Genomic DNA, 572 nt, shown 5'->3' with positions numbered 1-572 from the left:
CTCAGTCCGATTAAACCGACTTCCGCCAGGTGAAACGCCAGCGCGGCAATCAGCCAGATGCCAATAATGCCTTGAATCCACAGCATGGTGCGCTCTTGCGGTGCCCGCTCGGCGCTGGTCTTACGCTCGTAATCCTCCAGCACCTGACGCACGGTGTCGGGCAGCGTGACGCCGTAGCCGCATATTTTTACGCGTTCTACCAGAATGCAGGTGGCGATTCCGCACAGGAATACCGGGATGGTCACCGCAGCCATCCGCAAGAAAAAGCTGGCAAAATCCCAGCCGGCGGTTTTGGCAATGATCAGGTTTTGTGGCTCACCGACCATGGTCATCACACCGCCGAGGGCCGTGCCTACCCCGGCATGCATCAGTAAACTGCGTAGAAATGCGCGAAATTGTTCTAACGTTTGCGCATGCTCAGCGTTGATGTTGGACTCGGCCTGTTGATCCAGCCCGGTGATGTAGCGGTGATAAATATCGTAAAATCCGGTGGCGACGCCAATCACCACGGCGATGACCGTCAAGGCATCAAGAAAGGCCGAGAGAAACGCGGCCGCCAGGCAGAAGGCGAG

1 protein-coding gene is annotated in these 572 nt (G+C 57.3%); it reads right to left on the bottom strand.

The annotated features are described in order from the left end of the window. The coding region (locus tag J5224_RS34335; RefSeq protein ID WP_413544774.1) for an SLC13 family permease at window positions 1-572 on the bottom strand (572 nt) is incomplete at both ends.

The organism is Candidatus Symbiopectobacterium sp. NZEC135, assembly GCF_025962695.1.
This window is presented reverse-complemented; position numbering and strand designations above follow the sequence as displayed.